The sequence below is a fragment of the Actinophytocola gossypii genome, assembly GCF_025165815.1.
GTDB classification, from domain to species: domain Bacteria; phylum Actinomycetota; class Actinomycetes; order Mycobacteriales; family Pseudonocardiaceae; genus Actinophytocola; species Actinophytocola gossypii.
The window spans coordinates 387,155-410,841 of sequence record NZ_JAFFZE010000012.1; the positions used below are offsets into that span (position 1 = coordinate 387,155).

The 23,687-nt window shown below is 71.1% G+C and carries 18 protein-coding genes; 8 read left to right on the forward strand and 10 right to left on the reverse strand.

The genetic code is table 11. The features are described 5' to 3' along the window. Nucleotides 1–13 precede the first annotated feature (13 nt). Together JT362_RS15640 and JT362_RS15645 are read right to left on the reverse strand one after the other, a co-directional pair. Nucleotides 14–1,378 (reverse strand): NPCBM/NEW2 domain-containing protein, encoded by a 1,365-nt coding sequence (locus tag JT362_RS15640; RefSeq protein ID WP_260191930.1) that lies wholly within the window; start codon nucleotides 1,376–1,378, stop codon nucleotides 14–16. A gap of 14 nt (nucleotides 1,379–1,392) precedes the next feature. Continuing rightward, nucleotides 1,393–3,756, reverse strand: coding sequence for a glycoside hydrolase family 2 protein (locus JT362_RS15645; protein WP_260191931.1), 2,364 nt, complete (start codon nucleotides 3,754–3,756; stop codon nucleotides 1,393–1,395). 203 nt (nucleotides 3,757–3,959) lie between these two features. Here JT362_RS15645 and JT362_RS15650 point away from each other — a divergent pair, with 203 nt between their 5' ends. Together JT362_RS15650 and JT362_RS15655 are read left to right on the forward strand one after the other, a co-directional pair. After that, a complete protein-coding gene (locus JT362_RS15650; protein WP_260191932.1) occupies nucleotides 3,960–6,053 on the forward strand; it encodes a family 43 glycosylhydrolase in 2,094 nt (697 codons plus the stop codon). Between the two features lie 10 nt (nucleotides 6,054–6,063). Beyond that, nucleotides 6,064–9,471: an FG-GAP-like repeat-containing protein gene (locus JT362_RS15655; RefSeq protein ID WP_260191933.1), complete on the forward strand. Its 3,408-nt coding sequence runs from the start codon at nucleotides 6,064–6,066 to the stop codon at nucleotides 9,469–9,471. A gap of 264 nt (nucleotides 9,472–9,735) precedes the next feature. Here JT362_RS15655 and JT362_RS15660 read toward each other — a convergent pair whose 3' ends face one another. Then, the gene (locus JT362_RS15660) at nucleotides 9,736–10,374 is read right to left on the reverse strand and encodes a TetR/AcrR family transcriptional regulator (RefSeq protein ID WP_260191934.1); all 639 of its coding nucleotides are present in this window, start codon (nucleotides 10,372–10,374) and stop codon (nucleotides 9,736–9,738) included. Nucleotides 10,375–10,635: 261 nt separating this feature from the next. Here JT362_RS15660 and JT362_RS15665 point away from each other — a divergent pair, with 261 nt between their 5' ends. The 3 genes from JT362_RS15665 (at nucleotide 10,636) to JT362_RS15675 (ending at nucleotide 14,125) form a co-directional block, all read left to right on the forward strand. After that, nucleotides 10,636–11,370 carry an SDR family NAD(P)-dependent oxidoreductase gene (locus JT362_RS15665; RefSeq protein ID WP_375546501.1) on the forward strand — a complete coding sequence of 245 codons (735 nt, stop codon included), beginning with the start codon at nucleotides 10,636–10,638 and terminating at the stop codon, nucleotides 11,368–11,370. 4 nt (nucleotides 11,371–11,374) lie between these two features. Beyond that, a complete protein-coding gene (locus JT362_RS15670; RefSeq protein WP_260191936.1) occupies nucleotides 11,375–12,502 on the forward strand; it encodes a DUF5938 domain-containing protein in 1,128 nt (375 codons plus the stop codon). Nucleotides 12,503–12,577: 75 nt separating this feature from the next. Then, nucleotides 12,578–14,125: an acyl-CoA synthetase gene (locus JT362_RS15675; protein WP_260191937.1), complete on the forward strand. Its 1,548-nt coding sequence runs from the start codon at nucleotides 12,578–12,580 to the stop codon at nucleotides 14,123–14,125. Nucleotides 14,126–14,451: 326 nt separating this feature from the next. On the opposite strand, the gene JT362_RS15680 is transcribed toward JT362_RS15675, so the two are convergent. Together JT362_RS15680 and JT362_RS15685 are read right to left on the reverse strand one after the other, a co-directional pair. Further along, complete coding sequence (locus tag JT362_RS15680) at nucleotides 14,452–15,345, reverse strand: serine hydrolase (RefSeq protein WP_260192055.1); 894 nt, start codon at nucleotides 15,343–15,345, stop codon at nucleotides 14,452–14,454. Next, complete coding sequence (locus tag JT362_RS15685) at nucleotides 15,342–16,223, reverse strand: LysR family transcriptional regulator (protein WP_260191938.1); 882 nt, start codon at nucleotides 16,221–16,223, stop codon at nucleotides 15,342–15,344. The genes JT362_RS15680 and JT362_RS15685 overlap by 4 nt, the downstream gene beginning before the upstream one ends. An 87-nt stretch (nucleotides 16,224–16,310) precedes the next feature. Between JT362_RS15685 and bla the strand changes: the two genes are divergently transcribed. The 3 genes from bla to JT362_RS15700 are packed head-to-tail and all read left to right on the forward strand — an operon-like array spanning nucleotide 16,311 to nucleotide 18,764. Further along, a complete protein-coding gene (gene bla / locus JT362_RS15690; protein WP_260192056.1) occupies nucleotides 16,311–17,237 on the forward strand; it encodes a class A beta-lactamase in 927 nt (308 codons plus the stop codon). A gap of 10 nt (nucleotides 17,238–17,247) precedes the next feature. Beyond that, a complete protein-coding gene (locus JT362_RS15695) occupies nucleotides 17,248–18,207 on the forward strand; it encodes an MBL fold metallo-hydrolase (protein WP_260191939.1) in 960 nt (319 codons plus the stop codon). Beyond that, nucleotides 18,204–18,764, forward strand: a complete 561-nt coding sequence (locus tag JT362_RS15700; protein ID WP_260191940.1) for a D-alanyl-D-alanine carboxypeptidase family protein — start codon at nucleotides 18,204–18,206, stop codon at nucleotides 18,762–18,764. Before JT362_RS15695 ends, JT362_RS15700 begins: the two co-directional genes overlap by 4 nt. Nucleotides 18,765–18,969: 205 nt before the next feature. On the opposite strand, the gene JT362_RS15705 is transcribed toward JT362_RS15700, so the two are convergent. The 5 genes from JT362_RS15705 to JT362_RS15725 are packed head-to-tail and all read right to left on the reverse strand — an operon-like array spanning nucleotide 18,970 to nucleotide 23,595. Then, complete coding sequence (locus JT362_RS15705) at nucleotides 18,970–20,196, reverse strand: NAD(P)/FAD-dependent oxidoreductase (RefSeq protein WP_260191941.1); 1,227 nt, start codon at nucleotides 20,194–20,196, stop codon at nucleotides 18,970–18,972. Between the two features lies 1 nt (nucleotide 20,197). Then, on the reverse strand, nucleotides 20,198–20,386 hold the full coding sequence (locus JT362_RS15710; RefSeq protein ID WP_260191942.1) for a ferredoxin: 189 nt from the start codon (nucleotides 20,384–20,386) through the stop codon (nucleotides 20,198–20,200). Beyond that, the gene (locus JT362_RS15715; protein ID WP_260191943.1) at nucleotides 20,383–21,237 is read right to left on the reverse strand and encodes a fumarylacetoacetate hydrolase family protein; all 855 of its coding nucleotides are present in this window, start codon (nucleotides 21,235–21,237) and stop codon (nucleotides 20,383–20,385) included. Before JT362_RS15715 ends, JT362_RS15710 begins: the two co-directional genes overlap by 4 nt. After that, nucleotides 21,237–22,112, reverse strand: a complete 876-nt coding sequence (locus JT362_RS15720; RefSeq protein WP_260191944.1) for a 3,4-dihydroxyphenylacetate 2,3-dioxygenase — start codon at nucleotides 22,110–22,112, stop codon at nucleotides 21,237–21,239. Before JT362_RS15720 ends, JT362_RS15715 begins: the two co-directional genes overlap by 1 nt. Continuing rightward, nucleotides 22,105–23,595 carry an aldehyde dehydrogenase gene (locus JT362_RS15725; protein WP_260191945.1) on the reverse strand — a complete coding sequence of 497 codons (1,491 nt, stop codon included), beginning with the start codon at nucleotides 23,593–23,595 and terminating at the stop codon, nucleotides 22,105–22,107. Before JT362_RS15725 ends, JT362_RS15720 begins: the two co-directional genes overlap by 8 nt. Between the last annotated feature and the right edge of the window lie 92 nt (nucleotides 23,596–23,687).

Here is a 23,687-nt window from a genome sequence, read left to right on the forward strand (position 1 = left end):
CACGTCACGGGAGTCAACCGACGCGCTCCAGCACCCAGAACTGGTGCAGCCGCCCGGCGCACGTCCACTGCTGGACGTTCGCGCCGGCCGTGGTCGAAGCCTGGTGCACCTCGAGGCACTTGCCGCTGTTGGCGTTGCGCAACTGGTAGCCACCCTGGCCGACGGTGACCGCGTGCCAGTTCTGCGACACGCTCGGACCGCACGTCCACTGGATAACGTTCCCACCGTCGGTCGGCACGCTGCCGGCCACTCCGACACACAATCCGCTGTGGACGGCGCTGAACTTGATCGAGTTCGCGTTCTCGGACAGCCGGAAACGCTGATTGGCGCCGCCGTTACAGGTCCACTGCTCGATGTTCGCACCAGGCGTGGTCGAGCTCGCGGTAACATCCAAACAGAGTCCACTGCGGACGTTGCGCAGCCGGTACTCCGCCGGTGCCGGACCGCCGCAGGCCACGTGCGCGTTCGCCCAGTTCGCCCAGTCGTTGCCCTGACCGTCCCCGGTCGGGTCGGCGACGAGCTTGAGCGTCCGCACCCCGCTCACGTCGACGCCCACCGGCTTCGACGCGGTGCCACCGGTCATCCGTCCGCTGTCGAACAGCACGCGGCCGTCGCCGAACACCCGGAACACCACCGAGCCGCCACCGCGCTTGGCGTCGTCAATGCCCACCTGCGCGCTGAACCGGCCACACCGGCCGCCGAGGTGGACGCCGGCGACCCCGCGCGCGTTGAACCCGAGGCCCTTGGCGTAGGTGACGCCGTCCAGCCGGATCGGCCCGCCGTCGCGCGGGTCGAGCTCGCCGTTGTTGCGGTCCCGTTCGACCGGACCGTAGCCGTTGACCGCGAAGCTCAGCGGCAGGTCGCTCACGTAGGCGTCGTGCGCCGGCGCGGCGGGTGGCGGGGTGGCGACCGCGTCGCGCCCGGCGACCACGTGCTCGCCCGCCGTGTCGACGTACCGCACGAGCACCCGGAGGCCCAGCTCGTCCGGCGCGTCCTCGACCCGCAACGGCGCGGTCCACCGCCAGTTCACCGACACGCGGCTGCCCGCGGCGAGGGTGTCCCAGCTGGTGGGTGTGGTGGCGGTGAAGGTGCCCGGCCCGTCCGGGACCACCCGCACGTCGCGGACCGTCTCGGGCAGTGCGATCTCCGCGTCGACCGACCCGACGTGCGCCGGTGCGGGCGGACTCGGCCGGCCGCCGATCGAATCGAACGCCACGTCCCACCCGGTCAGCTCCTGGGCGATCCGCTCCGGCGCGGTAACCGTGACCGCCGGCGCGGCCCGCCCGGTCGCCTCGACAGTCCCGGCGCCCGCCGGGAGGACCGCGACCAGCAGGAGCCCGGCCAAGACCAATCTGGCCCGCTCAGTTCGTTTCGACATGGGCACTCCCCGCGTCAGGCGGACTCGATGGTGACCGTGCCCGCGCCGAGCCCGGCGTGGGTGGCGGTGAGCCGGATAGTGCCCGGCTGTCCGAGGCGCGTGCGCACCCACACGGCACCAACACCGCCGTTCTGCCCCAGCGGGAACGGGTTGTCCCCCACTAGAACACCCGGGCCGGACACCGTCAGCCGGACTTCGTCGCCGACGTAGGGCCTCGGCGCCCCGTATCGGTCGACCGCGCGGAACACCACGCGCGTCGCGTCGGAGCCGTCGGCGGTGAGCGCGTCGTCGTCGGCGACCACGGACAGCCGGTCGCCCTCGGTGTTCGCGGAGAACAGGCGGGACAGGACCAGCTCGCCGCCGACATACCCGTCGATCCGCAGCTCCGGGTCTCCCGCCGGGTCGACCGTGAGGTCCACGAAGGACGGTGGGTAGCGCAGGTACTCGAAGCCGGCGACGTCCGGCCGCACGGTGGCCCGGTGCGTGCCGCCGACGTAGACCTCGAGCCGGTCGCAGTTGGCGCAGATCATCGCCCGCGCGCCGGGGCCGTTCGCCGGTGAGCCCGGCCCGAAGTCCCAGTAGAACGCGGGTGCGATCACCGGCCGCACGCGTGGGTCCACCTGGGCCTGGTAGATCGCGGCGCCGAGCTTGGGCACCCGGAAGGTGTCCCCGACGCCGTTGCACTTGAGCCGGTGGTCGGTGAACCCGTTCATCGAGTCGTAGTCGAATGCCTGCCAGGCCAGCAGCCCGGCGGTGCGGGAGTCCGCCGCGGCTTGGTTGTGCACCTGGCCGTGCAGATACGCTTGACGCGCCTGGACGGCCTGGGAGTCGGTGCGCCGGTAGAAGTGCGGCCCGGCCAGTGACCCGACCGCCTCGCTGACCAGGAACGGGATGCCGGGCAACGGTGGGCGAAGCGGTGCCACCTGGTCGGTGTGCGTGTAGTCGTTGTAGGAGTAGACGTCCTGCACGAAGTCGGTCCTGGTGTACCGGCCGCCGTGCAGCGCGCCGGTGGTCTGCCGGCCTGGGTCGAGCCGCTTGGCGAGGTCGCGGGTGCGGGTGTAGAGGTCGCGGTACGGCGCCGACTCGTTGACCTGCACGCCCCAGGTGACGATCGACGGGTGGTTGCGGTCGCGGCGGATCATCTGCTCCACGTCGCGCACCACGAGGTCCTGCCAGGCCGCGCCGCCGACGTACTGCCAGCCGGGAACCTCCTCGAACACGAGCATCCCCAGCTCGTCGCAGGCGTCGAGGAACGCCGTCGACTGCGGGTAGTGCGCGCAGCGCACCATGTTGCAGTTGAACTCCTCGAACAGGATGCGCGCGTCGTGGCGCTGCACCCGGTCCGGCATCGCCATGCCGGTGTAGGGGTAGATCTGGTGCCGGTTGAGCCCGAACAGCGTGAGCCTGCGGCCGTTGAGGTGGAACCCGCCGTTCTCGAACCGCGCCTCGCGGAAGCCGATCCGCGCCACGTGGTCGTGCACCGCGGTACCGTCCACCCGCAACGTCGCCACCACGTCGTACAGGTTCGGCTCGCCGACGTCCCACAACCGAACCGCGTCGACACCGGTGAGCGTGGCGTGCACCGTCGTTCGGCCCGGCGCGGTCATGGCGGCGGGAACGGTCCGCGTGGCCACCACCGAGCCGTCGGGATCGCGCAGTTCCACCACGATGTCGCCGGACAACGGCGTCGCGGCATCGACGGTGCAGTCGACCTCCACCCGCCGGTTCACCGGGTCGAGCACGTTCACCGGTCGGGCGTACACGTCGGCGAGGAACGCCTGGGGCACCGCGCGCAGCCGAACCGGCCGGTAGATGCCGCCGGGCTGGAAGTAGTCGACCGCGCCGGCGCCGCTCGGGTGTCCACTCGGCGGCACCGGCAGCCAGCGGGAGTCGACCGTGACCGCGAGGACGTTGCCGCTCGACCGCGCCCGGCCGGTGATCTCGTGGCTGAACGGCAGGTAGCCGCCGCGGTGCGCGCCGAGCGAGGCGCCGTTCAACCACGGCGTGCCCGCGGTGAGCACCCCGTCGAAATCGAGGAACACCCGCAGCCCGGCCGCGTCCGGCGGCAGGTCGAAGTGCTTGCGGTAGATCCAGACGTGCTCCCAGGCCGCCGGGTTCCAGTCCCGCCAGGACAGTGGGACCACCGTGTGCGGCAACGTGACCACGCCGTACCCGCTGTCGTCGAAGCCGGGCTGGGTGGCGTTGTCGTTCACGAACCGCCCGCCGAACCGCCAGTTCGACACCAGCGGCACGGTCACGGTCGCCGCGCCGCGCACGGGTGCGCCACCCGCCCCCCTCGCCGCCGCCGACAGCACGGGCAATGCGGCAAGGCCGAGCATGCTCGCCGCCCCGGTGTGCAGCAGCCGTCGCCGGGACATCCGGGTCCCGCCACCTTCCCGCGCCATAGTCGCTCCCACTGGCCCGACCTCTTACCACACCCGAAAACGGATGCTAACGCGATGGAGGTAAGTCATCTGACCGCCATTCGGGCGATTGACGCCAATAAGCCACCGCTCCCAGACTGGATCAGAAAACGATTACCCGCAACCCGCAGTTTCGCCCCGCGAAGGGATGGAACCCGATGGTCAGAACACTGTGCGCTGCGCTGGTCGCGCTGCTCGCCGCCGGGCTGCTGACGGGAACCGCCACCGCCGAGCACGACGTTCGGATCGAGGGCGAGTCGCTCGTGGCCGGCGCGCAGGCCACCGCGCCGATCCAGTCCCAGGCGAACTGCTGTGGCGTGCAGTGGTCCAGTTCTCATCAGCTGTGGTTCCGCGCTGGGCGCGCCGGGGACCGCGCCACCCTCACCCTCACCGTGCCGGAGTCGGCGGAGTACGACGTCATCGCGACGATGACCGGCGCCCCCGACTACGGCATCCTGCGGCTGTCGCTGGACGGCGTGCCGGTCGGCCAGCCCTTCGACGGCTACCGGACGTCGGTGACCAAGGTCCAGGTCGCTCTCGGCTGGGTGCCGCTGTCCGCCGGCACCCACGAACTGACCATCGAGGTCGTCGGTCGCTCCGGGCGGTCCACCGGCTACTTCGCCGGCCTGGACCTGCTCTCGCTCAACCCGATCGGCGGTATGCCCGACGTGCGGATCGAGCCGTACGCGACGACCGGCGCGTCGGTATCGGCCGGCGGCTTCACCTGGGTCTACGACCCGTCGATCGGCGAGCAGAAGCAGTGGTACTACAACGACCACACGATGATCCGGGACGTGACGACCGGCACCTGGCACCTGTTCGGGATCACCCACCCCGAGCCGGCGGACCCGCTGGACGAGAAGCAGTTCGGCCACGCGACAGCGCCTTCGCCGCGCGGACCGTGGACCAAGCGGCCGTTCGCGCTGACCGCCGATCCCGCCGCCGGGGAAAGCCACATCTGGGCGCCGCACGTGATCCACCACGACGGGCGCTACTACATGTTCTACGCGGCTGGCACGCCGGAGCACTCCTCCTACCGGATGCACCTGGCGACCTCCACCGACCTGAACACGTGGACCCGCAGCCCGGCCAACCCGCTGTTCACCGACGGGTACGACGCCCGCGACCCGATGGTGGTGCGCCACGACGGGCAGTGGGCGATGTTCTACACCGCCACCAGCGGGCCGTTCGGCGGCAACCACCAGGTCGCCTACCGAACCAGCACCGACCTGGAACGCTGGACCTCCAAGCGGATCGCGTTCGAGCACCCCAAGTTCGGCACCTACGGCGGGCCGACCGAGTCACCGTTCGTCTTCGAACGCGACGGCTGGTGGTACCTCACCATCTGCTGCGACTCCGGCTACGAGGACACCCGGGTGTACCGCAGCAGAACCCCGCTGCGGTTTTCCATCAACGACCTCGCCGGCCGCATTCCCAGCCACGCCGCCGAGATCGTGACCGAGCCGAACGGCTCCACCTGGGTCACCGGCGCCGGCTGGGGCAAGGGCGGAGTGTACCTCGCACCGCTGAGGCTCGACGGCACGGTGGTCGCCCGCGGTCACCACATCACCACGCCGTACCTGCGCGCCGACGTGCGGCACTGGCCGACGACCGAGGTCCGCTCGCTGGCAGCCGACGAGTCCGGCACCGGGCAGGACCACCGGGACATCCTGGACGCCTCGGCCAGGTCGACCGCGCCCTACCTCGCCGTCGGCGGGTGGGGCCCGACCGACCGCGCGCGGGCCGCGGCCAGGATCGTGATCTCGCCGAACGGCTCCCGGATCGGCCTGCTCGGCATCCCCATGGGCAACGAGCCGGTGACCGCGGACTGGACGCTCGAGTTCACCGACGACCGGCTCGACACCTCGCTGAGCTGGCGGGTGACCGGCGCGACCACCACGGGCGTGTGGGAGACGGCGCTGGGTCTGGACTCCGTGGACACGGCCATGGTCGGCAACAACGTGCGTCTCGACCTGGACAGCGACCAGCCCGGGTACCCGAGGTGGCTGGTGACGAGGACCTCCGACGTGACCCTGGTCGCCGCCTACCGCGACGGTTCCTCGTGGTCCACGGACAACCAGTGGTACCAGCGCAGGCACGGGCTGATCTCCATGCAGTCCCTCTGGGACGCGGGCGGCCGGTCCTGGCCTGCCGGCGTGTACCCCGGTGGCCGGTGGCGGTTCGGCGTCAGTGAGTCGAACGACCTCGAAAATCTCGGCGACGTGCTGCACGCGGAAGTGAACTCCGGCTAGGAGGCGGGACATGAAACCGGTCTGGCGCAGAGCGTTGTGGGTGACCACCGCCCTCGCGGTCGCGGTACCGCACCTGGCGGCCACCGGCTCCACTCCGGTGACGGCGGAGCCGGCCGCGGTGGAATCGGTCACCGTGGACGGGACGAGCGGCGGCCGCGTGTTCGGCGGCATCGGCGGGGTGAGCGCGGGGGCGTCCTCGCGGCTGCTGTTCGACTATCCCGAGCCGGAACGAAGCCAGATCCTGGACTACCTGTTCAAGCCGAACTACGGCGCGGCGATGCAGGTGCTCAAGGTCGAGATCGGCGGCGACACGAACTCGACGTCCGGGTCCGAGTCCAGCCACATGCGGGTGCGGGGTCAGGTGAACTGCGACCGCGGCTACGAGTGGTGGCTGGCCAAGGAGGCGGTGAAACGCAACCCGGACATCGTGCTCCAAGGCCTGCAGTGGGGCGCGCCGGGCTGGCTCTCCGGCGGGTTCTGGTCCCAGGACAACATCGACTACCTGCTGTCCTGGTTGGACTGTGCGGAACGCAACGGGCTCGACATCGACCACATGGGCGGCTGGAACGAGCGCGGCTACGACGCGGACTGGCTGATCCGGTTCGACCGCGCACTCGCCGAGCGACACCCGGATGTCGAGATCGTGGCAGCGGACGACTGCTGCCCGCCCTCGGGCAGCACCATCTGGCGGATCGCCGACGACATGACCACGAACGCCGCGCTGCGCGAGGCGGTCGACGTGGTCGGCGTGCACTTCGCCTGCGGTCATCGCAGCCACTACCGGAACTGTTCCAGCACGCAGGCGGCGCGGAACCTGAACAAGCCGCTGTGGATGAGCGAGAACAGCGCGCTCGCCAACGACGTCGGCGCGGCGCCGATCGCGCGGGCGCTCAACCGGATGTACATCGACGCGAAGATGACCGGGTACATGGCGTGGTCGCCGATCTCCGCGTGGTACGCGAACCTGCCGATCGCCGACACCGGGATGATGCTCGCCGAGTGGCCGTGGTCGGGGCACTACGACGTCGGCAAGTCGATCTGGTCCTACGCGCACACCGCGCAGTTCACCGAGCCGGGCTGGAAGTACCTGGACTCGGGTAGCCGCCGGTTCGGCTCCGGGGCCACCATGGTCTCGCTCGCCGCGCCGGACCGGTCGGCGTTCTCCAGCGTCATCGAGGGGCTCGATCTCGCCCAGCAGACCACCGTGGACGTCACGGTGACCGGCGGGCTCCCGGCGGGCGAGCTGCGGGTGTGGTCGACGAACCTGGCCTCCGACAACGAGTCGACGCACTTCGTGCCGGCTGGCACGATCCGGCCGGTGAACGGCCGGTTCCAGCTCACCGTCCAACCTGGACACCTGTACACGGTCACCAGCACCACCGGCCAGGCCAAGGGCACCGGTGCGCCGAGCGCCGGGGTCGACGAGCAGCTGCCGCTTCCGTTCGCCGAGGACTTCGAAGGGGTGCCGTCCAACGGATTGGCGCGCTACTTCTCCGACGTGAACGGCGCGTTCGAGGCCATGCCGTGCGGCGCCGGCCGCGCGGGCACCTGCTACCGGCAGCAGACGGTCAGCCAACCCATTCGGTGGAACAACTCCGGGCGGATGCATCCGACCACCGTGTTCGGCGACCCGCGCTGGTGGGGTGACTACGAGGTGTCCGCGGACCTGATGCTCGAACAGCCCGGGTTCGCCGAGCTCAGCGGCCGCGTCAGCACCCAGACCGTCGGCTCGCACAAGCTCGGCGGCTACCACCTGAACGTCTCCAGCGGCGCCGGCTGGGAACTGCGCAGCGTCGACGAGTACGCGGGCACCCACTTCCTCGTCAAGGGACCGCAGTCGATCGGTGTCGGTCAGTGGCACTCGGTGCGCCTGCGGATGCAGGGCCCACGGTTGACGGTCTTCATCGACGGGACGCAGGTCGGGGCGGTCACCGACCACCGCCACCGCACCGGCAACGCGGGGCTGCGGGCCAGCACGTGGGTCAACGCCCAGTACGACAACGTGCGGGTGACCCCGGTGGGGAACCCGCCGAGCTTCGTGCCGCAGAGCCAGATGACCGCGTCGGCCTCCAGCCAGCAGGGCTTCCACCGCGGCTACACCTACTACGCGCGCCACGCGGTCGACGGCAAGCCGGAAACCCTGTGGCACTCGGCGTTCGGCGGTGCGGCACCGCTGCCGGAGTCGCTCACGGTGAACCTCGGCGCGGCGCACCGGGTGCAGGGCATCGTGGTGCAGCCGCGCTACGAGTCCCCGTCCAACGGCATGATCACCGGATACACGGTGTCGGTCAGTCCGAACGGGACACAGTTCACCCAGGTCGCGTCCGGGACCTGGCCGGTGACCACCGGGTCGAAGGTCGTGACCTGGCCGGCAAGGGCCGACACGCGGTTCGTGCGGCTGACCGCCACGGCGGGGGTCAAGGGGCTGGCGTCGGTCGGTGAGCTCAACGTAATGCTGGGCGGCGGCCGGTTCTACGGCGGCTCGCCGACCGACTTCACCGGCGACGGCCGCGACGACGTGGTCACCTTCCCGCAGAACGCCGAGGCGAACGTGTGGGTCGCGCCGTCCACCGGGGCCGGGTTCGGCGCGGCGGCGAAGTGGCACGACTTCTTCGCCACGCCCGGCGAGACGCCGATGACCGGCGACTTCACCGGGGACGGCCGGGACGACATCGTCACCTTCACGCAGAACGCGGACGCCGACGTGTACGTGGCCGCGTCCACCGGTAACGCGTTCGGCGAGTCGGCCAAGTGGCACGACTTCTTCGCGCTGCGCGGTGAGGCACCCGCGGTCGGCGACGTCGACGGAGACGGCAAGGACGACATCGTCACCTTCACCCAGGGCGCCGACGCGGACGTCTACGTGGCCCTGTCCACCGGGTCCTCGTTCGGCGAGTCGGCCAAGTGGCACGAGTCGTTCGCGCCGGGCGGGTGGTTCCCCGCGCTCGGGGATGTCGACGGGGACGGCCGCGACGACCTCATCGCCTTCACCCAGGGCGCCGACGCGGACGTCTACGTGGCCCTGTCCACCGGAACCGGGTTCGGCACGGCGAGGAGATGGCACGACCACTTCGCGCCCGGCGCCGAGGTCCCGCGCGTCGGCGACCTGAACGGCGACGGCCGCGACGACATCGTCACCTTCACCCACGACGCCCGCGGCGAGGTGTACGTGGCGCTGTCCGACGGGACGTCGTCGTTTGTCGGCTCCGGCGCGGACGCGAAGTGGCACGACCACTTCTGCCTCGCCGGTGAGTTCCCGTACGTGGGCGACTTCGACGGCGACGGCCGCGACGACATCGTCACGTTCACCCACACCTCCAGCGCGGACACCTACGTCGCGCTGTCCACCGGAACCACGTTCGGCCCCGGCGTGAAGTGGCACGACTTCTTCGGCCAACCGGGCGAGACCGCGCTCTGAGAAGACAGCCACGGCCCACCCGTCCCCGATCCTCGGCTTGGTTCTCACCATGCTCGTCCCGCTCGCCGTGCTCGGTGTGCTCACCTCCCCGACCGACGCCGTCCCGGTCGACGTCGCGCGTGCCGTCGCACTGAGCATCGTGCGCGGTGACTGACCAGGAACTCGGATGGACGACCCGCGCGTCATCGCACTCCCCTCTCTCTTGACGGGAGATCGGCACGACGACGCGGACGTTATGGCGTCCGCGGGGAACGGCGTCGCCGTCTACTGAGGACCAGCCACCAGGTAGTCCATCACCTTCGACAACTCGAGCCGCAGCCGCGCCACGGCCTCGGTCATCCCGGTCAGGTGGTGCAGCAACGCGCGGTGGAAGATGCCGTCGAGCAGCGTGTAGGCGACGGCCGGTGTCCCGGTGAGCTCACCGCCGCGCAGACTGGCGTAACGGCTGACGACCCGGCCCACCATGGCTTCCCGGTGTCCGTCGATCTCCAGGACGTCGGCGCGGAAGGACTCGTCGAACAGGCTCTGGTTGCGCAGGTCGTACCAGAGCCGGTGCAGCGGGGCGTCCTCGGCGAGGGTGTCGAAGAACATCTCCACGAACTCGTCGCGGAGCTGCTCGGCACTCGTCGCGCGGGCCACCACCTCGTCGTACCGGGTCACGCATACCGCCTCGTACTGGCGGACGGCCTGGGTGATCAGGTCGCGCTTGTCGGCGAAGTAGTAGTGCATCACGCCGAGCGAGAACTCCGAGTTCTGCGCGATGTCCCGCAGGCTGGTCCTGGCGTAGCCCAGTTCGGCGAGCGTGTTCAGGGCGTCCGTGGCCAGTTGGGTCCGCCGCGCCTGGAACTTGTCGACCTGGCGGCGGGCGATCTTGTCCTGCTTGGTCTCAACGACGTCGGTCACGTGGGCGTCCTGTCGGCGGCGTTCGTGGTCCTCGCGCGGTTCGTGTCCGGCGAGCCGCTGTCCGAAGTCTATCTTCCCCCGTCCTAGCGCATCGGACAGTCGCCCGAAAAACTTCGGACAGATGTCCTAGAAAATCTTGACGTTCGTCCCAACTCGGTTAGGGTGAGCCACATCACCGACGGAGGTCACTCAATGACGAGTTTTCAGCTAACCGGACGAAAAGCGCTGGTCACAGGGGGTGCGAGGGGGCTGGGTGCCGGCATGGCCGAGGCGCTGGCCGCCGCCGGGGCGTCAGTCGCGATCGGCGACATCCTCGAGGAGGAGGGCAAGCAGACCGCCCAGGCTCTGCGGGACTCGGGTGCCACCGCCGAGTTCGTACCCCTGGACGTCACGGACGACGAGAACTGGGCCACCGCCGTCGCCACGGTGATCGACATGTTCGGCGGGCTGGACATCGTGGTGAACAACGCGGGCATCGAGATCACGAGCCTCGTGACCGACCTCGACCCGGCGCAGGTGCGCAAGATGCTCGACGTCAACGTGCTGGGCACCGCGCTCGGTCTCAAGCACGCACTGCTCGCGATGCGCCCGGGCGGCGCGTCGGGCACCGGCGGCTCGGTCATCAACGTCGCCTCGGTGGCCGCGACCATCGCGTTCCCCGGGATCAGCGTCTACTCGGCGACCAAGTCCGGCATCGACCGGCTGACCAGGGTCGCGGCCGCGGAGTCCGGGAAGCTCGGCTACGGCGTGCGGGTCAACTGCATCTACCCGGGTCTCACGCCGACGACGATGGGGAACCAGCTCGCCGTGGACTGCGCCGAACTCGGCCTGTTCCCCTCCCCCGAGGCGGCCGCGGGCGCCGTCGTGGAGCTGACCCCGCTGGGCAGGCTCGGCCAGGTGGACGACATGGCGGACGCCGTGGTGTTCCTGGCCTCCGACGCGTCCAAGTTCATCACCGGGGCCGGTCTCCCGGTCGACGGCGGAATGGGGATGTGACGCCGTGCCCACCGACAAGCCCGTCGTCGTCTACGGCGCCTCCGGTTACACCGGGCGCCTGGTCTGCGAGTACCTGCGCGAGTACGGCGTGCCCTTCCTCGCCGCGGGCCGCGACCACAACCGTGTCAAGGAGGCCGTCGAGGCGGTCCCCGGCGTCCAGACCGTCGACCACGAGATCGTGGAGGTCGAGCACACCGAGGCCGGTCTGACCGACGCGTTCCGCGGCGCGAAGGTCGTGGTGAACACCGTCGGCCCGTTCTCCCGCTACGGCCACGAGGCCGTGCTGGCCAGCCTGAACATCGGCGCGCACTACACCGACACCAACGGTGAACAGGACTGGATGATCGACGCCGAAGCGCGGTACGGCAGCCAGTTCGCCGAGCAGGGCCTGCTGCTCTCGCCGGGAATCGCGCAGATGTACACGGTCGGTGAGATCGCCGCGCAGATCTGCCTCGAGACGCCCGGCATGGACACGCTCGACATCCAGGTGTTCTGGAAGGGCTATCCCACGGTCGCGTCGACCAACACCATTCTGACCAACGCGGCGTTCGCCAAGGCGTACTACCTGGAGCACAACGAGTACGTCGAATGGCCGCCGGAGGCCGGGTTGTACGAACTGGCCGTACCCGGGCAGCACGAGCTGGGGCTCGCACTGCCATGGGGCGGTACGGCACACCCGGTGTGGTTCAAGAAGGACCCACGGGTGGCGTCCGTGCGCGCGCTCGGCGGGGTGTTCAACCGTCCGCTGATGCTCGGCGTGCCGCAGATCGTCGCCGCGGCGATCGAGAAGATGGCGGGCAAGTCGGACGAGGAGAAGTACCGGATCATCGACGAACAGTCGGCGATGGTGCGCAGTGAGATGCCGCCGAGGGAGAACCCGAGGATCAACATCTCGCTCGACTCGGTCTACGCCTCCGGTCCGCTCGGTCGCGCGCACTGCGTCATCCACGGCAATTGCAACTACAAGCAGACCGCGTTGCTGAACGTCCACGCCGCCGCGCACCTGCTGCAGGACGTGCCGAGGAAGGTCGGGTTCGCGTCCGCCTGCCAGGCCTTCGGACACCGCGGACTGCTCGGCACACTGCGGTCGTTCGGCCTGGTGCTCGATCCGATCCTCGAGGTCCATCGCTGATCCAGGCCAGGCGCCGGCCGCCCAGACCCGCGGCCGGCGCCGTCCCTTTTCTCCCGTCCCGGCCCGGAGGCGTTCGTGCGGCTATGCGACTACCTGGACAAGGGCGCGTCACTGGGTGGTGAAGCGCCATGCCTGACGATCGACGACGTGACCACCAGCTACGCCGAGGTGCGGCAGCGGTCACTGCTGATCGCGGGAGCACTGCAGGAGAGCGGGATCGCGCGGGGCGACCGCGTCGCGGTGTTGTCCGCGAACGACCCGCTCGCGCTCATCTGCGTGTTCGGCATCTCCCGCGCGGGCGCGGTGTGGTGTCCGGTCAACCCGCGCAACGAGGCGGCCGAGAACCGCGAACTGCTCGACCTGTTTGGCTGCCGGTGCCTGTTCTTCCAGGAGAAGTTCGCCACGCTCGTCGAGCGCATCCGCGGTGACCTGCCGGAACTGACCATCCTGGTGTGCCTGGACGGCGAGGTGGACGGTGCGGTCACCTTCGCCGACTGGCTCGACCGGCACGGCCGCGAGCCGGCACCGGTCACGGTCGCCGACGACGACCTCTGTGTGCTGGCAGGCACCGGCGGCACGACCGGGCGGCCGAAAGGCGTGCGGCTGACCGGCCACAACCTGGAGACGGCCACCGCGCTGACCCTGATGAGCTACCCGGTCGGTCACCGGCCGCGGTACCTGGCGCTCGCCCCGCTCACGCACTCCGCCGGTGTGCTCACCTTCCCGATCATGGCGACCGGCGGCGAGACCGTGATCATGCCGGCCCCGGACCTCGGCGAGTTCCTCCGGCTGATCGAACGGCACCGGATCACGCACGCGTTCCTGCCGCCGACGGTCATCTACGGGTTGCTCGACCACCCCGCGCTTGACTCGACGGACCTGTCTTCGCTGCGCTGCCTCTGGTACGGCGCGGCACCGATGTCCCGGACCCGCCTCACCGAGGCACTGCACCGGATCGGGCCGGTGATGGGTCAGCTGTTCGGACAGACCGAAGCGCCGAACATGATCGCCACCCTGGCGCCCGCTGACCACTTCCTGCCCGACGGCTCGATCGCCACCGCCAGGTTGTCCTCGGCGGGCAGGCCGACCCCGCTCACCCAGGTCGCCATCATGGACCGGAACGGAGCGCTGTTGCCGCCGGGTCACCGCGGCGAGATCGTGGTCCGCGGCCCACTGGTCATGGCCGGCTACCACGACAACCCCGAAGCCACAGCGGAAGTGAGCAAGCACGGCTGGCACCACACCGGCGACATCGGCTACCTCGACGAGGACAACTACCTCTACATCGTCGACCGGGCCAAAGACATGATCATCACCGGTGGCTTCAACGTGTACTCGGCCGAGGTCGAACAGGCGCTGCAGGCCCATCCCGCCGTCCAGGACAGCGCCGTGGTCGGCCTCCCGGACGACAAGTGGGGCGAGCGCGTCACGGCGGTCGTCCAGCTCCGCACCGTCGGACACGCTGAACCCGCGGAGCTGACCGCGTTTGTCAAGGAACGCCTCGGCAGCGTGAAGACCCCCAAACAGGTGGAGATCTGGTCCGACCTCCCCCGATCGAAGGTCGGCAAGATCCTCAAAGCCGAGATCCGGGAACGACTGACGGGCACGTCGGCGGTCGAATGAGTCGGAGGTCGTCGTGACTGAGCACGGGTGGCCCGCGCTCGTCAGCGGACCACTTCTCGTTCCAGCCGGTCACCCAGTGCCTGTTCCGCGGACTCCTGGTACGAGCGGGAGTCGCACGGCAGACATATCCGGCGCGATTTCCAGCAGACAGGCGATGGCGGCGTCCCGCGCACGTGCCCTCACCTCCGGCGTCCCGACCGGCGCTCGAGGGCACTGCCGATGATGGCACGCAGATCGGCGGTGTTGAACACGATCAGGTACACCTCGCCGCCCGACGCGAGCAGGCCCTCCATTACCTGATCACCGCCCCGACCCCCTGGCCGCGCTCAGCCCGTCCGCAGCTGGTCGTGCAGGGTGCGCGCGACGTGCGCCATCAGGGCTTCCGCCGCCGGCTGGACGGCTGCCGGCACGCGGGACTCGGTGAGCGCGGCGACGGCGTACGCCTGCCCGTCGGCGTGTTCGACCACGCCGACCTCGTGCCGGAGGTTGAGCAGGGTTCCGGTCTTGGACGACCAGCGGGACGCGTCGGAGCCGAAGTCCGGTGCCAGCCGCTGCCGCAGCACGTTGTCCCCCATCAGCTCACGGACCCGGGCCGCCACCTCCTGGCGGATCGTCGTGGGTCGCCACAGGCCCTCGAGCAGGTCCACGAAGGCCCTGGCCGAGCCGGCGTTCGCCCGGCTGACGTCGAGCTGGGCGACCGGGTGCCCCTTGCCCTCGGTCGCCGCCGCGATCGCGAGGGCATGGGCGAGGTGGGCCTCCGCCGGGGCGAAGCGTTCGGCCGGGGTGTCGACGAGGTCCCGCATCAGGTGGCGTACGACGATGCCGTCGTGACCGAGCCGGCGCAGCTCCGCGGTGACGGCGGTGGGCGGGGTCAGCGCGAACACGGCGTCTGCGGCGACGCCGTCGCTGATCGCGATGCTCAGGTGGAGCAGGTCGTCGAGGGCGACGGTGGCCGGGTGGCGGAACCTGCCCAGCCCGGTCGGGTGCGGCACCGCGCCGCCCGGCCGCACCTCGATCGGCGTGGCGAGGTCGAGCTCGCCCCGAGCGGCTCGCTCCAGGGTGGCGATGGCGAGCGGGACCTTCACCAGCGACGCGATCGGAAACTCCAGCTCGGCGTCGACCCCGAGCTCGTCGCCGGTGTCGAGGTCACGCACGAGGAACGAGCCGCGCAGCCCGCCGTCGTGCAGTGCCTCCCGCGCCGCACGCAGCGCCTTGATCATTCCCACGACGCACCGCCGAGGCAGCGTCCGACCAGCTCGGCCGGAAGGCCACGGACCCGCTGGGCGTCCGCACGCTGCCCGGCCGTGACGGCGTAGCCGCGGGCGAGCTCGACCCCGCCGATCGGGCGCCAGTGCAGGCCGAGCTCGCCGGCCTGGTCGGGCGAGCAGAGCAGGAGGTCGGCCGAGCCGAGGACCTCGGCGGTGGCGGTGACGAGCGAGTCCGCCACGGTGACCTGGCCGGGCCGCAGCGCGACGGCGTCCCGCAACCTGGTGAGGCGGTCGCGGATGTGCGGCACGTCGTCCTCCGGCTGGATCCAGACGCGTCGCGGGCGGGCGTTCCGGTCGACGCGGCTCGCGCGCAGGGTGTCCAGGTGGATCGCCGGCGTGTCGGGGTCGGTCCGCCCGGCGAGCCCGAGCGGCACCCGCCAGGTTCCCTCCGTGGCGGGCACCGCGACGAGGGCGGCCCGCACCTCCAGCGTGCGAGCCAGCTCCGCGCGCTCGTCCGGGCCGGCCGGGCGCGGGTCGAGGTTCAGGTCGTGCCGGCGGGCGTCGCTGACGAGCCGTGCCAGCGGCCGCGGCCCGCAGACCGAGGGCACCGCCATTCGGAAGGGCCGCGACCTGGCCCGTTCGGCGTCGTCCTCCATCGCGTCGGCCAGCTCGACCAGGCGCCTGGCCGACGGCAGCATCTCCCGGCCGAACGGTGTCAGCACGACGGTCCTGGACGACCGGTCGAACAGCCGGGCGCCCAGGTGCCGCTCGAGCGCCGCGACGCGCCGGCTGGCGACCGACTGCGGGATCCGCGCCGCCGCGGCGCCCCCGGTGAAGCTGCCGTACCCGCTGACGGCCACGAACGCCTTGCAGGCTCCGACCACATCCACGGCACCGCAGTCTATGCCATTTCGACATTGATCACGTCACTGGTGTCTTGGACAGCATCGGCCGCCGGTGCGACGCTCCTGCTCGTGATGCTCAGTCCCACCCTTTCCGCCACCCGGCGCGCCGCCCTGGCGGTCGCGACCGTGCTCGCGCTCGTCTCCTGCCAGGCGACCGAGACGCCCACCCGGACCACCACGTCCAGCCCGTCCCCGACACGCACCGCGCCGGCGGCCACCGGCGAGTTCGACCGGCTCGAGACCCGGTTCGACGCGCGTCTGGGGGTCTACGCCCTCGACACCGGATCCGGCCGCACGGTCGAGTACCGCGCCGACGAGCGGTTCGCCCACGCCTCGACGATCAAGGCGCTGGCCGCCGGGGCACTACTCGCCCGGACCGCGCCCGCGGACCTCGACCGGACGGTCACCTACACCGCCGCCGACCTCGTCGCCCACTCGCCCGTCGCCGAACAGCACCTCGACCAGGGAATGACGCTCCGCCAGGCCATCGACGCCGCCGTGCGGTACAGCGACAACACTGCGGCCAACCTGATCATCGCCGAGCTGGGTGGCCCGGCGGGGCTCGAACGCGACCTGCGCCGCCTCGGTGACCGGGTCACCCGGACCGACCGGGACGAACCGGAACTGAACGACACCGCCCCCGGCGACCCGCGCGACACCAGTACCCCCCGCGCACTCGGCACCGACCTCCGCGAGTACGTACTCGGCACCGCGCTCCCCACCGCCGACCGGAACCTGCTCACCGACCTGCTGCGCGGCAACACCACCGGCGACGACCTCATCCGAGCCGCCGTCCCGGCCGGCTGGGTGGTCGGCGACCGGACCGGAACCGCCAGCCACGGCACCCGCAACGACATCGCCGTCCTGTGGCCGCCCGACCGCGACCCCGTCGTGCTCGCGATCCTGTCCGACCGCCACGAACAGGACGCCGACCACGACGACGCCCTGATCGCCAGGGCCGCGAAGGCCGCCATCGCCGTCCTGCACACCCCGCGCTGAAGGAGACCACGTGACCGACACACCACTGGCCCGCCGCCGTTTCCTCGGTACCGCCGCCGGCGCCGCCCTGGCCACCACCGCCGCCGCGAGCACCGCCGCCGCGGCCGCCGCCCCCCGCCGCCAGGGGCGCGGCGGCCCCACCGCCACGTTCCGCTGGCTGGGCACCGCCGGCTGGCGGATCGACGTCGGCGACCGGACCCTCCTGGTCGACCCGTACCTGAGCCGGTTCCGGACCGGGCTGTTCGACCCGCCGTTCAACCCGGAGACCGACCTGAAGGTGGACACCACGCGGATCGCCGACCACCCGGGCGAGCCGGAGACCATCCTGGTGACCCACACCCACTGGGACCACTTCAACGACGTGCCGTACATCGCCGCCCGGTCCGGCGCGCGGGTGTTCGGCACGCTCACCGCCTACCACCTCGGACTCGCCTACGGGCTGCCGAGCGCGCAGCTCAGCCCGGTCAAGGGCGGTGAGGTGCTCGACTTCGCCGACTACACCGTGGAGGTGGTGGCGTCGCTGCACAGCCGGAACCCCTCGTACTCGTTCGCCTTCCCCGGTGTTCACCCGACCGTCCCGGCCCGGCCGCGGACCGTCGCGGAACTTCCGGAAGGCGACACGCTCACCTACCAGGTGTCCGTCCGAGGTGGACCGTCGGTGTTCTTCATGGGCGCCAGCGACTTCGCCGAACGCGACCTCAGCGGTCTCGCTCCCGACGTCGCCATGATCGCCGTGCCGAACACCGACGTCGTCCACGAGTACGTGCCGCGCCTGCTGGCCGCGCTGGACCGGCCGGCGACCGTGGTCCCCGTGCACTGGGACAACTTCGAGGTCGAACTGCACAACCCGCCGCGGCTCACGCCCCAGGACCGGGACCGGCTCGACGCGTTCGTCGACGCCGTGCGCGCGGCGGCACCGCGCACCCGGGTGCTGTTGCCCGAGTACCTGACCCCGTACACGTTCACGTGACGGTCCGGGGGCGGACCGGGCGCACGGTGCTCGGCGGCCTGCTGGCACTGCTGCTCGCGGCGGCGGTCACCATGCCCCTGACCGCCACCGACCGGGTCGCCGGGCGGGCGACGGCGGTTGTCGAGGACGTGCCGGGCCCGGAGTCCGGGCCGCCGTGCCCGGTCGACCGGCGCTACGTCGACGAGCGGCCCGACGGCCTGCGCGAGGACGCGCTGGCGGCATGGCACCGGCTGCGGGCCGAGGCCGCGAAGAAGCGGGTGTGGCTGTGCCTGAACGACGGCAAGCGGAGCGCGGCCCAGCAACGGCGGGAGTTCACCGACGCCGTGCGCCGGTTCGGCACCAGGGAACTGGCGAGGAAGTACGTCCTGCCACCCGAGCGGTCGATGCACGTCACCGGAACCGCGGTGGACGTGCAGCCGCACGCCGCCGCGGCCTGGGTGGAACGCAACGGGCGCGCGCTGGGATGGTGCCGGCGCTACGAGAACGAGTACTGGCACTTCGAGCACGCCGCCAGCCACGTCGCCGACGGCTGCCCGGAGCTACTGCCCAACCCCTGACGCGTGCCCCGAACGGCACTCCGGCGGGATGTCCCGCGACGCGGCCAGCTCGGAAGTCCTCGGTCGCGCCGTCCGCGCTCGCCGACGTCATCCGACCGTGCACGCGGGGGCGCCACCTGCCACGCCGCGGTGGTGAGCCGGGAGATCGGCTGGCGGCGACGGTGCGGGCGTTGCCGGCTGACTGGTCGCTGGACCACTGGGATGGCTACTGCCCCAACCGGGTGTGATGACCCAGGCGACTGCCGGCGTCGGTCGCGATCCGCTTCCCGGTCTCGGACAGGACCATTCGGTAACGTGCTGTGGCGGCGGTTGCGCGGGCCCGGCCGAGGCCGACGACACCGACGAGCCGGCTGTCGCGGTGGTAGCCGACGATGACGTCGCCGTGGAGGTCGCCTTCCAGTATCCGGATGTCGTCGGTGCCGAGTTGGGGTGCGCCTATGGCTTGGAGGCGTTGGCCGTACTGGTCGCTCCAGAAGGTGGGCAGTGGCGCGAACGCCGGCTGGTCGACCGCTGCGCCGGTGAGGCTGGCGACGAGGGTGCGGGCGGCGTGTTTGGCGGTGTCGCCGGGGATGCTCCAGTGTTCGACGCGGCGCGGCGTGCTGTCGTAGCGGGCGTTGGGGAAGCGCGCGACGTCGCCCACCGCCACGGCGAACGGCAGTCCTTCGACCCGGAGGTGCTCGTCGCAGAGCACACCGTCGGACAGGTCGAGGCCGTTGCCGTTCAGCCATTCGGTGTTGGGTCGGGAACCGACCGCCTCGACGACGACGTCGGCGGGTAACACGGTGCCGTCGTCGAGCACGACCTGGTGGCGCTCGAACCGGGTGACCGTGCGTCCCAGGTGGAACCGGGCTCCCCGCTCCTCGTGGCGAGTCAGCAGTGCGGCGGCGAGTTGCTCCCCGAGGGGGCCGACCATCGGCAGGGGCAGCGGGTCCACGACCGCGACGTCGGCACCGAGCCGACGTGCGGTCGCCGCCACCTCACAACCGACGAACCCGGCGCCGACGACGACCAGCCGCGTGCCGGGGCGCGCGGTGAGGGCGGTGTGGAGCCGGATCGCGTCGTCGAGGGTGCGGAGCACGTGGCCGTCGTCGGTGAGGCGGCGGGGGCGCAGGCCCGTCGCCACCACGAGGCCGTCGAAGTCGAGCGTCGTGCCGTCCGCGAGCGTCACCGCGCGGGCATCGAGGTCCACAGTGGATGCGGGGCTGCCGAGCAGCCAGACGGCGTCGGCGACGCTGGGCCGTTGCCGCAACATCACCGAGCCGGCCAGGGCCGTGCCCGCCAGTACCTCCTTGGACAGTGGGGGCCGGTTGTACGGCATGTGTGGCTCGGCACCGACGACGACGATCTCGGCGGTCCAGCCGGCGGCGCGCAGTTGCTCGGCGGCGCGCAGGCCACCCAGGGAGGCGCCCACCACGACGATGCGGGCTGGCACGTCAGTCCTCGACCCGGATCGCCTGCAGCGGACAGACGTCCGCGGCTTCCTCCACGGCGTCGCGCAGGGACTCGTCCGGCTCGGGCACGTAGCCGAGCTTGCCGTTCTCGTCGAGGTGGAAGACCTCCGGCGCGGCGAACACGCACTGGCCGTGGTCCTGGCACGTCTCGAGGTCGACGACGACCCTCATGGCTGACCCCGTTTCGGTGGGCGGATGCCGCGGAACTCCCAGTCGCCGCCGAAGGCGGTCGAGACGACCTCCTCCGACTCGGTCGGCTGGGCGCCGCAGTCGTCGCGGACGGGAAGTTCACCGGTGACGATGTGGTTGGTGAGACGGCCGAGCCCGTCGACCTCGACCTCGACGACGTCGCCCGGCTGTACGGGGCGGGAGTTCGCCGGCGTGCCGGACAGCAGCACGTCGCCCGGGTGGAGGGTGATGGTGCGGGCGATGTCGGCGACGAGGTAGTGCATGTCCCAGGTCATCTCGTCGGTCGAGCCGTCCTGAACCACCTCTCCGTTGACGTAGGTGCGCATCCGCTTGCCGTGGAAGTCCCAGTCGGTGACCAGACCGGGGCCGAGCGGGCACAGGGTGTCCGAGCCCTTGACCCGCAGCATGGATCCGGCGTCGGTGTCGCGGAAGTCGTGCAGGCCGTAGTCGTTGGCGATGGTGTAGCCGGCGACGTACTTCCCCGCGTCGGCGGGTGCGACGCCGCGACAGGTGCGACCGATGACGATCGCCACCTCGCCCTCGTAGTTGAGGTACCGGCAGCCCGGCGGCCGCACCACCGCGCCCCGGTGGGCGTTCAGCGCCGAAGTGGGTTTGTGGAAGTAGGTCGGCGCCGGGGGAAGCGACACCATGAACTCCGCTACCCGGCTGTGATGGTTGAGGTGCACCGCGATGATCTTGGAGGGGACGACGGGCGGCAGGTGCACGGCGTCGTCGGCCCCGACCCGGCGACCATCCCCCGCGACCAGTTCCGCACCGTCACGCACGACCTCCACCGTCGCGCCGTCGAGCAGGATCCTGCGTAGCTCGGGCATCAGTGCCACCCGTCCTCTGGGCGGTCGAACCACACGTGCACCTGGCCCGTGCCGACCGAGTTCTCGTACTCGCTGAACCCGCGGCCAGGCGCGGTGCAGCGCTCCTCCCCGAGCGCACCGATCATCATCAGGTAGTGGCCGAATCTGGCCTCCGGTTTGACGGCGAGGAACTCCGGCATGGTCTTGAGGACGAGGTCGTGCCGGCCTTCGGCGAACCAGGCCAGGCGCTGGTGGTCGGCTTCCCGTGCCGCTGCGCTGAAGATGTGCCTGGGATCGGCGGCCTCGTGGTCGCGCAGCTCGCGCAGCGGCCAGAAGGTGTGGGAGAGCGCGCCGGACGCGATGAGCACCACCTTGCGGTCGATGGCGGCGATTCCGGCGGCGAGGGCGCGGCCCAGCCGCAGGGAGTCCTCGGTGTCGGCGGTCTGGCACACCCCGATCGACACCCACCGCTTGTCGGGTACGCCGAGGTAGGTCCAGAGGTTGGTGGTGGCGTAGAAGATCGGCAGGTACTGGTCGTCGATCGGGGTGATCCACGTGCCGTGGTCGCCCGCCTGCGCGGCGACCGCGTGCGCCAGCTCGGGGTCGCCGGGGAAGTCGTAGGGCATGCGGCACATCCCGCGCGGCAGTTCCTCGGAGGTGAACAGCCCGGCGCGGCGGGCATGGGAGGTGATCACGAACTCGACGGTCGTGGCCCAGTGCGAGTCCAGCACCACGACCGTGTCGTAGTCGAGGGTCTCGAACACCTCCGAGCGAAGCCGTCGCAGGCCGGGCACGAGACTGGATTCCTTGCCCTCGTTGAGTTCCCGCCGTTGCTCCTCGGGCAGGACGATGGTGGGCACGTGGGACAGCAACCCCGCACCGACGATCTCACCCATGCGTTCGCCACCCTTTCGGTGCCGTGACCGTGTTCTTCAGGTCGCAGTAGAAGTCGAAGCTCCAGTCGCCGCCCTCGCGGCCGATGCCGGACTGCCGGGAGCCACCGAACGGAGCGCGCAGGTCGCGGACGAAGAAGCAGTTGACCCACACCGTCCCCGCGACGAGACGCCCGGTCACCCGGTCGGCACGCCGCCGGTCCCCCGTCGCCACCACGGCGGCCAGACCGAAACGGGTGCTGTTGGCCAGGTCGACGGCCTCGTCCTCCGAGTCGAAGGTCTGGAGGGTGAGGACCGGGCCGAAGATCTCCTCGGTGAGCGCCTCGGCACCGGGCCGGAGACCGGTCAGCAGCGTTGGCCGGTAGTACAGGCCGCCGAGGTCGGTGTTCGGCCCGCCGCCGAGGACCGCCTCGGCGCCGTCGGCGATGGCCCTGCGGACGAAGCCGTCCACGCGGGCCACGTGGTCGGGGTGGATGCTCGGTCCGACGTCGGTTGCCGCGTCGCGCGGGTCTCCCTGCCGTAGCGTGCTCGCGCGCGCGACGAACCGGTCCGTGAACTCGGCCGCCACCGACGACTCGACGAGCAGCCGGGTGCCGGCCAGGCACACCTGCCCCGCGTTGTCGTACTGCTCGACCGCGAGGTCGACGGCGAGGTCGAGGTCGGCATCGGCGAACACCAGCAGCGGTGACTTCCCACCCAACTCGAAACTGGTGGGCACCAGGTTGGTCGAGGCCGCCGCCGCGATGCGCCGCGCGGTCGGGACGGAGCCGGTGAAGCTGATCCGTCGCACCCCGGGGTGGGCGACGAGCGCGGCGCCGATCTCCTCGCCGTACCCCTGGACCACGTTGAGCACCCCGGGAGGGAGACCGGCCTCGGCGGCGATGTCGGCGAGCAGGGACGCGGTGAGCGGTGACCACTCGGCGGGTTTGAGGATCACCGTGTTGCCGGCGGCGAGCGCGGGCGCGACCTTCCACGTCGCGAGCATCAGCGGCGCGTTCCATGGCGTGATCAGGACACACGGGCCGGCCGGGTCCCAGCTGACGTGGTTGGTGTGTTCGCGGGTGTCGAAGTCCGCGTGGGCCAGCTCGGTGAGCCGGTCGGCGAAGAACCGGAAGTTGTGGACGACGCGGGGCATGACGCCGCGCAGGTGCGAGCGCAGCAGCGCCCCGTTGTCCCAGGTCTCGACGTTCGCCAGCTCGGCGAGCCGCCGCTCGACACCGTCGGCGACGCGGTGCAGGACCGCGGCGCGCTCGTCGCGGCTCGTGGCGGCCCAGCCGGGGAAAGCGGCACCGGCGGCGGCCACGGCCGCCTCCGCTTCCAGCGCTCCGCCGCGCGCCACCTCGGCGAGCAGGCTCCCGTCGACAGGCGAGTGGTCGGCGAACCACCCGCCGGACGCGACGCGGGCACCGCCGATCCAGTGGCGGGTGTCCACCGGCACACTCGCCACGGTCGCGGTGTGCGCGGCCGCACGAATCGGGACACTCATACCGACTCCATTTCGTTTGATCCCAAATAAGATTAGGTGGACCGGCGAACACGGGTCAAGATAATGTTTGGGCTCAAACGAGAGGAGTTGAC